The sequence below is a fragment of the Amycolatopsis sp. NPDC003731 genome (genome assembly GCF_053586895.1).
The window spans coordinates 1-7,946 of record NZ_JBSFNC010000253.1 but is presented as its reverse complement, the minus strand read 5'-3'; the positions used below and the strand labels follow the sequence as shown (position 1 = coordinate 7,946).

Here is a 7,946-nt window from a genome sequence, read left to right as displayed (position 1 = left end):
GATCACCGCACACCAGCAGGCCATCGACATCCACCGCGAAGTAGGCGACCGCCATGGCGAGGGCATCGCCTGGAACAACCTCGGGATCGCGCTGCGCGAAGTACGGCGGTTCGACGAAGCAGTCACCGCACACCAGCAGGCCATCGACATCCACCGCGAAGTAGGCGACCGCCGCGGCGAAGGCCAGGCCTGGAACAACCTCGGGAACGCCCTGCGGGAAGTACGACGGTTCAACGAAGCGATCACCGCACACCAGCAGGCCATCGACATCCACCGCGAAGTAGGCGACCGCCATGGCGAGGGCATCGCCTGGAACAACCTCGGGATCGCGCTGCATGAGGTACGGCGGTTCGACGAAGCAGTCACCGCACACCAGCAGGCCATCGACATCCACCGCGAAGTAGGCGACCGCCACGGGGAAGGGCAGGTACGGAACAACCTCGGGCTCACCTTGCGGGAATTACGGCAGTTCAACGAAGCGATCACCGCCCACCGGCAGGCCGGCAACATCCATCGAGAAGTGGGCGACCGCCGCGGCGAAGGACGGGCGTGGAACAACCTCGGGAACGCGTTGCGGGGATTGCAGCTGTTCGATGAGGCGATCACCGCCCACCAGAACGACCTCTCGATCTGCCGGGAGCTGGGCGACCGCCATGGCGAAGGCATCGCGTGGAGCAACCTCGGGAGCGCATTGCGTGGGTTAGGCCAATTCGACGAAGCAGTCGATGCCTGGCGTGAGGCCGCTGCCGCCTTCGAAGACGCTGGTGACCGAAAGTCTGCTGTCCTGATGCGGCGCCTTCATGGAAAGGGCCGACCGTGACGAAGGATCGTAGCCGTCGACCGAGTATTGCCGAAGCGGAGCCACTCCTGCAGATCTGTCAGCAGGCGCTGGAACCGGCATACGCGGGACGCGATGCCCTCGGCGAGGAGCACGAGATCGTGGCCGCCGAGTGCCAGGTCGGCTCTTCTGTCGATCCGGATGAGCAGGACACGGTCACAGCTGAGGCCACGCCGATCTACGACGCGGTCATGGACGGGGAATTGGTCAACGAGTCCGGGAGAGGGCGATCTTCGCGGTTAAGTTCTCCCCGGGTGCGCGGTGAGGTGGGAGCACTGGCTCGGCCACCGGACGTCGCTGAGTAGGGTGAGTGGAGCTGTTGCTGTCCGTGCAGGGCAAGGATCCCGTCGCGGACCTGGAAGAGTTGTTCGACTGGCTGTCGCGGGATGTCGAGTTGCGCGGTGCAGTGCGATTCGCGCCTGCGGAGCCTGAGCCGGGCGAGTTGGGAGCCGCATCGGACGTCCTGATCGCCGCAGTCGGCGCGGGTGGCGCTTCCAGCGTGCTGGCAGCTTCACTGAAGAATTTTCTCAGCGTACCTCGACGTTCTGATATCCACATCGCGGTGACCAGGCCGGACGGCCAGCCTTTCGAGTTCGACGGGCGGCGGGAGCAAGGGTCTCGGATGGCCGCCAGACGCGACAGGGTGTCAGCCTGTCGCCGCTTCGATGCGGTCATAAGCTCGCTGCATGACCGTTCACCTTCTCGTGACCACAACACCCCCAGACCGAGCCTCAGCCGCAAAGATCGCTATATCGGCGCTGGCCGCGCACCTGGCGGCCACCGCGCAGGTCACCGGTCCAGTTGCGTCGTTCTCCTGGCACCTCGGCGAGCAGGGCGAGGGCGAAGAGTGGAACGTAACGTTCAAGACCACCGACGCCCGCTACACCGAACTCGAAGCGCGCACATCGTCGAGCAGCACCAGTGGACAAGCCAGAAGTGACCGCGGTCGAGCTCGTCCGTGGCTCGGCGGCCTATCTGCGGTGGGTTGAGGCTTCGACGACTAGTGTCGCATAGACGCCCAGCAGAGCCGGCATGTCGCCGATCGTCGGCGTCGACCGGTACCGCGTCAACTGGCGAGCCACCACCCTCCGTAGCATCTATTTCGTGGCGACAGATCCTGACAAGCGAGAATCGACGCGCTGGAAGATCCACGGCGAACGCCTGGTAGACGACACACGCCGTGACCGCGTCAGCATCGCCTCAGTCGAGCTACCTGAGGGAGTGACCTTCGAGCAGTGGGTGTTCCGCATCCGCAAGGCCGCGATGATGGCCGTTCTCGACGATCAGGACCGGGTATTGATGCTCTGGCGACACCGGTTCATCATCGACCGATGGGTGTGGGAGTTGCCAGGGGGTTACGTCGACCCGGAAGAAGACCCCGCCGTGACCGCGGCGCGAGAGGTCGAAGAAGAGACCGGATGGCGACCGCTCGATGTCGAGCCTCTCGGCTCGTTGCAGCCGCTTGTGGGAAGTGCTGACGCCGAGAACCTATTGTACGTGGCTCGACGGTCCGAGTACATCGGTGAACCCGTGGACATCAACGAAGCGGCGCGGGTGGCGTGGATTCAACTCGACACGGTCAGAGACCGAATCATGAAAGGTGAGATCCTCGGCGCCGCGTCGCAGGTCGCGCTGCTTCACATCCTCGCGTTCTACCGATAACAGCGAGCTAAACCATTAGCGCGCCAACCCGTTAAGGAATTACAAGCGTGACACTGTACTTTGCACGAGTGACCGCAACGCACTTTTTTTCACGGGAGCCGACTCAATAAAGCCACACCGCCACTAGCACAGGCTCGAATTTCGGATTGCCGCCAGCGAACCGACTACGTGAGCAGCGCCGGCATCTCGCAGCTCTGCTCCGCTAGTCTTGCCAGTCGCCACCCCAATGACTCGCACTCCGGCAGTCAGCCCAGCCTTCACGTCGTTCGGCGTGTCCCCGATTAGCACGACGTGCTCATCGTCGAAAGGCGCGCCGGTTCGGGCCTCGGCTCGCTGTCGGGCGACCTGGATCAGCTCCGACCGCTCGGCGTGGTCGTCGCCAAAGGCACTGCTGTCGAAGTCCAGGAAGGCGGCCAGTCCGAAGGCCTCCAGCTTGATGCGTGCGACTTTACGTAGGTTGCCAGTGAGGATCGCCTGGTGGATCGACCGGTCGGCCGCGAATCGCTCGAGCGTTTCGCGTGCGCCAGGCAATGCCCGTCCGGTGATGGCCAGCTCTTCGCGAGCATCCTCGTATCCCTGCACCAGGGCGTCGGCCAGCTTCCGGACGGCCTGATCTGTCGCTTCCAGCCCGTTGACCTTCAGCGACTCGGCCATGATGTCCAGCTCGGTCCGACCCGTGATCTTCGCCAGCTTGGCCAGGGGCTTGCCAGTCGCCGCCGGAAACGCCCGGTCATAGATCGCCCGCCCGACACCTCGCGTCTCGATAAGGGTGTGGTCGATGTCCCACAGCACCAAGGTCCGAGGCGCAGCGTCAGGCGTAGTCATACCGTGAGTGTGCCATCCGTGACGGATTAGGCGCGGCGCGATACCATTCGACCTGGTCAGAAGCCTAGCGGGAGGCGACGCGGGATCGTGAACGACCAGTTGGCGCGGATGGTGGGTGACCGCGTGCGGTTCTACCGCACGGCCGCCCACCAGACGAAAACGGTCGTCGCCGGGCTGACTGGCATTACGCCGGACTACCTCTACCAGATCGAGCGTGGCCAGAAGCCGCCCACAATTCCGGTACTCGCTCAACTGGCCCAAGTCCTGCGCGTCGAGCCGGGCGATCTGCTGAGCAACCACCCGGCGACGCCAACCCGGCACGCCTCCAGCGTCACGGCTGACGCGATCTACCGCGCCATGACCACGCGCGTGGCGGCCAACCCGGCGCCGGTCAACGAACTCGGCCGCCAAGTGTGCGAGGCATGGACCGCTTGGCAGACGTCCGGCCATCGCTACAGCGAACTGACCACTGATTTGCCGGATCTCATCGCAGCGACCGAAGCAACGATCCGCGGTACGTCGGGTAGACACCAGCGACAGGCTCAGGCCGTTGCGGCCGACCTCTACGGCCTCCTCCGGACTGTCACGAAACGCGTCGGCCGCGTTGACCTGTCGCTCCTGGCTGCCGACCGCGCCCAGCGGGCCGCCGAGCAGGCGGATGATCCGGTCCGGTTGGCCGGAGCACGGTGGAACCTCATTCAGGTCATGCTCGCCGACGGCCAGGCCGAAGCCGCCGAAGATGAAGCTATGAAGGCACTCGCCGATCTTCGGGCCGCGCTCGGTCCGGACCACCTCGACGCTGCGGCGCTCTCCGGCGCGCTCTTGCTCATCGCTGCGGTAGCGGCCGTCCGCGCCGGCGATTCCTGGACTGGTCGAGACCGGCTTCGCCAGGCCGCACCGCTGGCTGAGCGAGTCGGCGACTGCAACGTCTGCTGGACAGCATTCGGCCCGACCAACGTGGCCATGTACGCCGTCTCGATCGAAGTCGAGTCCGGCGAAGCCGTCGAAGGCTTGCGGCTGGCAGCCAAGATCGACCACGAGCGGTCGCCGTCGATCGAACGACGGGTGGCGTTCCTACTGGACCAGGCCAAGGGCTACGCGCAGCGACGCGAGTTCGCCCAGACACTGGCCCTGCTGACGACCGCGGAGACCGACGCACCGGAAGACGTCCGGTTCCGGCCCGCGGCGCACACACTCATCCGCACTGTCATGGAACGCGGACGACGAACCGAATCAGCAGCCGCCTCACAGTTCGCCAGCCGCCTCGGCCTGCCGGTCTAGGGCAAACGATCGCCGTCACCTACCCGAACTGACAGTTCGGGTTACCGACGAGTAACTGAAATACGTTCCTTCGCGACACCCCCGGCAGCCGGTTGATCTTCCTCTCGCCTCCGGAGGTCACGGGCGAACTCCCGCACACACAATCTCATGTTCGCCGTGATGAATCCCCGGTCGTCGGGGTGTCGCCAATGCAACCGCAAGCAACGAACGAGGCGATCCCGGTGTTCCACAGCGAATACTTCTCAGTCCCGGATGAGCAGCTCGACCTCACTCATTCGGCGCGCAAGCCTCGTGGAGTTGACACCCGAGGAGGCAGCTCTCGCGTCGGCGAGAGCGGCGCGCGCCGCGTCCAGCTCGCCAACACGCCCGTAGGACTCGGCCAGCCACGTGCGGTACAGCGCCACCTCGCGGGCGTGCGCGTGGTCGTAGCGGTCGATCGCAGCCGTGAGCAGCGGCGCCGCCGATACCGGATCGCCCAGCTCGATCAGGCACCGGCCCGCCATGACGTCGATCTCGTCCCGCGACATCCAATACACCCATTCGGGTTCCGGAACGTCGACTGTCCGCTGGTCATAGGCGATGCTCACCTCATCCAGCGCTCGCAGGGCGGCTTCCCGGTCGCGGGCTCGTGCACTAGCCCAGGCCAGGCGTTCAAGCAGGAGAGTGCGGACCACTGGCGAGGCTCGCCGGGCGCCGGTCACGGCGCTCCTGGCGAGCAGCTGGGCGTCGGCCGGGTCGCCCACGTTGGCCATCTGGTACGCCAGCGACGAGAACAGCTGCCCGACCAGCGCATGATCTCCGGCTTCGCGAGCTGCGGAAACACCATCGAGGTACGTGCGTTCGGCCTGCACGTATGCTCCGGCGTCGCTGGCTACCCAGCCGGCCAGCTGCGCGAGCTCGCCGACTACCACGCGCAGTCGTCGGCCAACCTGCTCGGTGTAGCTTCCACCGCTCACGACTTCAGCAGCCTCGGCCAGCTCGCGCTGGACCAACGGATGCAGATCGCGTCCGCCGACGGTGTCGTCCAGGTGACGAAGCTCGATGACCCGGCGCTCGAGTTCCTCGGCGAGACTGTCGCCGACGCGCCGACCGGCGGCGCGGTGCTGCGTCACTGGCGTGTCGGACACCAGCCACTCGTGCGCCAAACGCAGTGGGTCCAGCGACGGCCCGTACAGCGCGTCCACGGCGATGTTCAGCGCTCGCGAGTACACGGTGACGTGTTCTGGTTTGACGGTGCGTTCACCGTTCTCCAGCTGCCAGATGTAGGTCTTGCTGTAGTGCGTCTTCGCCGCCATCCTCGACAGGCTGATCCCGGCGGCCTCGCGCGCCGCCCGCAGTTGTCCACCCAGCTCGTGCACGATCTCCCGTCCCGCTGCGAACAGTTGCGAACGGCGATTCAGTTCCCATCACGCCCCGTAGCTACCAGGCTACCGGAAAGGCAAATTCGACGCAGCTCCAAGGGCGCCTCCCGCGAGGGAGGTGCCTTCTTCTTTGTCTCCGCACGCACTTCCGTGCCGCCTCCCGAGCGCATCCCGACGAACTCCGGAGTGCACCGAAGCATGAGTGACAAACTGCAGACCCGAAACGGCCTCGACTTCGCCGTGGCCGACCTGTCCCTGGCCGACGCCGGCCGCACCCAGCTGCGGCTGGCCGAGCACGAGATGCCCGGCCTGATGGCGATCCGCCGCGAATACGCCGCCGCCCAGCCGCTGAAGGGTGCCCGGATCGCCGGGTCGCTGCACATGACCGTGCAGACCGCCGTGCTCATCGAGACCCTGGTCGCCCTCGGCGCGCAGGTGCGCTGGGTGTCCTGCAACATCTTCTCCACCCAGGACGAGGCCGCCGCCGCGGTCGTCGTCGGCCCGGAGGGCACGGTGGACGCGCCCACCGGCACGCCGGTGTTCGCGTGGAAGGGCGAGACGCTCGAAGAGTACTGGTGGTGCACCGACCAGCTCTTCGCCTTCCCCGGCGGGCAGGCCCCGAACATGATCCTCGACGACGGCGGCGACGCCACCCTGCTCGTCCACAAGGGCGTCGAGTTCGAGGCGGCCGGCGCGGTGCCGCAACCGTCCGAAGAGGACCCGGAGGAGTACCGGATCATCCTCGATACCCTCCGCGCGAGCCTCGCCGCCGACGGCGACCGGTTCACCCGGATGGCCAAGGAGATCCGCGGCGTCACCGAGGAGACGACCAACGGTGTCAAGCGGCTCTACAAGCTGGCCAAGGACGGCGAGCTGCTCTTCCCGGCGATGAACGTCAACGACTCGGTGACGAAGTCCAAGTTCGACAACAAGTACGGCATCCGGCACTCCCTTGTGGACGGCCTGAACCGGGCCACCGACGTGATGATCGGCGGCAAGCGCGTGGTCGTCTGCGGCTACGGCGACGTCGGCAAGGGCGCGGTCGAGGCGCTGCGCGGCCAGGGCGCCCGGGTCGCGGTCACCGAGATCGACCCGATCTGCGCGCTGCAGGCGGCGATGGACGGCCTGGACGTGGTCGAGCTCGACGACGTGGTGGGCACCGGCGACATCTTCATCACCACCACCGGCAACTTCGGCATCATTTCGGCCGCCCAGATGAGCCGCATGAAGCACAACGCCATCGTCGCCAACGTCGGGCACTTCGACAACGAGATCGACATGGCCGGGCTGGCGAAGCTGCCGGGCATCGTGAAGAAGGAGATCAAGCCGCAGGTGCACGAGTGGACGTTCCCGGACGGCCACGCGATCATCGTGCTGTCCGAGGGCCGCCTGATGAACCTCGGCAACGCGACCGGCCACCCGTCGTTCGTGATGTCGAACTCGTTCACCAACCAGGCGATCGCGCAGATCGAGCTGTTCACCAAGCCCGGCGAGTACGCCACCGACGTCCACCGGCTGCCGAAGCACCTCGACGAGAAGGTGGCCCGGCTGCACCTGGACGCGCTCGGGGTGAAGCTCACCAAGCTCACGAAGGCGCAGGCCGAGTACATCGGCGTCGACGTCGAAGGTCCGTACAAGCTCGATCACTATCGGTACTAACCCGAGATTGCTCCATTCGCCGTAGTTTGGTTTATCCGGAAACTGGCCATCCTCCCGGCGAGAGCGCATCCGCCCGGACGGCACGGAGCCGGGCCGGGTCTCATGCGAAGGAGTGTGTCAAGTGATCATTCTCGGTGTGATTCTCCTTGTCATCGGGTTCATCGTGGGCATCCCGGTGCTGTACACCATCGGTATCATTCTCGCGGTGGCCGGCGTGGCACTGGCCATCCTGGGCGGCACCGGCCGCCGGATCGGTGGCCGGGCGCACTGGTACTGATCCCGAGACCCCGCCACGGCCTGGCGCGGCCGGCATTGCCGGC

The 7,946-nt window shown here is 66.0% G+C and carries 9 protein-coding genes and 1 pseudogene; 8 read left to right on the top strand and 2 right to left on the bottom strand.

What is annotated here, in order from left to right; translation table 11 throughout:
• From ACWDN5_RS45540 to ACWDN5_RS45520, 5 genes and pseudogenes are all read left to right on the top strand, one after another.
• Window positions 1-820 (top strand): tetratricopeptide repeat protein (locus tag ACWDN5_RS45540; protein WP_449680660.1); only part of this gene is annotated, 820 nt, incomplete at its 5' end.
• Window positions 817-1,143 carry a hypothetical protein gene (locus ACWDN5_RS45535; RefSeq protein WP_449680659.1) on the top strand — a complete coding sequence of 109 codons (327 nt, stop codon included), beginning with the start codon at window positions 817-819 and terminating at the stop codon, window positions 1,141-1,143. The genes ACWDN5_RS45540 and ACWDN5_RS45535, both read left to right, overlap by 4 nt.
• A 5-nt stretch (window positions 1,144-1,148) precedes the next feature.
• Window positions 1,149-1,436: pseudogene (locus tag ACWDN5_RS45530) on the top strand (effector-associated constant component EACC1); the annotation flags it as partial.
• A gap of 88 nt (window positions 1,437-1,524) precedes the next feature.
• Window positions 1,525-1,827 (top strand): divalent cation tolerance protein CutA, encoded by a 303-nt coding sequence (gene cutA, locus ACWDN5_RS45525; protein ID WP_449680658.1) that lies wholly within the window; start codon window positions 1,525-1,527, stop codon window positions 1,825-1,827.
• 43 nt (window positions 1,828-1,870) lie between these two features.
• Complete coding sequence (locus ACWDN5_RS45520; RefSeq protein ID WP_449680657.1) at window positions 1,871-2,500, top strand: NUDIX hydrolase; 630 nt, start codon at window positions 1,871-1,873, stop codon at window positions 2,498-2,500.
• Window positions 2,501-2,623: 123 nt separating this feature from the next.
• On the opposite strand, the gene ACWDN5_RS45515 is transcribed toward ACWDN5_RS45520, so the two are convergent.
• On the bottom strand, window positions 2,624-3,325 hold the full coding sequence (locus tag ACWDN5_RS45515; RefSeq protein ID WP_449680656.1) for an HAD family hydrolase: 702 nt from the start codon (window positions 3,323-3,325) through the stop codon (window positions 2,624-2,626).
• A gap of 87 nt (window positions 3,326-3,412) precedes the next feature.
• Between ACWDN5_RS45515 and ACWDN5_RS45510 the strand changes: the two genes are divergently transcribed.
• The gene (locus ACWDN5_RS45510) at window positions 3,413-4,606 is read left to right on the top strand and encodes a helix-turn-helix domain-containing protein (RefSeq protein ID WP_449680655.1); all 1,194 of its coding nucleotides are present in this window, start codon (window positions 3,413-3,415) and stop codon (window positions 4,604-4,606) included.
• 242 nt (window positions 4,607-4,848) lie between these two features.
• Here the strand turns inward: ACWDN5_RS45510 and ACWDN5_RS45505 are convergent, their stop codons facing one another.
• A complete protein-coding gene (locus ACWDN5_RS45505) occupies window positions 4,849-5,964 on the bottom strand; it encodes a helix-turn-helix domain-containing protein (protein ID WP_449680654.1) in 1,116 nt (371 codons plus the stop codon).
• Window positions 5,965-6,165: 201 nt separating this feature from the next.
• Here ACWDN5_RS45505 and ahcY point away from each other — a divergent pair, with 201 nt between their 5' ends.
• Complete coding sequence (gene ahcY, locus ACWDN5_RS45500) at window positions 6,166-7,626, top strand: adenosylhomocysteinase (protein ID WP_310970485.1); 1,461 nt, start codon at window positions 6,166-6,168, stop codon at window positions 7,624-7,626.
• Window positions 7,627-7,747: 121 nt separating this feature from the next.
• A complete protein-coding gene (locus ACWDN5_RS45495; RefSeq protein WP_004559113.1) occupies window positions 7,748-7,903 on the top strand; it encodes a hypothetical protein in 156 nt (51 codons plus the stop codon).
• Window positions 7,904-7,946: the final 43 nt, after the last annotated feature.